The organism is Paracoccus sp. SM22M-07 (genome assembly GCF_001887735.1).
Lineage (GTDB): Bacteria > Pseudomonadota > Alphaproteobacteria > Rhodobacterales > Rhodobacteraceae > Paracoccus.
This window is the reverse complement of sequence record NZ_JPKW01000055.1, coordinates 1-246: the sequence shown is the minus strand read 5'-3', so window position 1 is coordinate 246 and position 246 is coordinate 1. Positions and strand designations below refer to the sequence as shown.

General features: G+C 58.9%; 1 pseudogene. It reads left to right on the top strand.

Annotated features, from left to right (window positions below):
• Positions 1-98 (top strand): annotated as a pseudogene (locus tag IE00_RS19390) (transposase); the annotation flags it as partial.
• Positions 99-246 lie beyond the last annotated feature (148 nt).

Genomic DNA, 246 nt, shown 5'->3' with positions numbered 1-246 from the left:
GGGCCAGCCTGATCCAGATCCTGTTCTCTGTTCGATCTGAGCGCCAGTTGATGGAGCAGATGCAATACAACCTGATGTTTCGCTGGTTTGTCGGCCTTGTGACCTGCCACTGAACTTTCATCCAGCCGCGACCGGAGCCTGGTTGGTGTTGGTCTGCCTACGTTTTCTGGACCGCCGGATGCTGGAGTTTCCGGCCTTGGTCACGATGGCGGGCTGGTTGCGCCATCGGGAAAGTGCAGCGCGCTC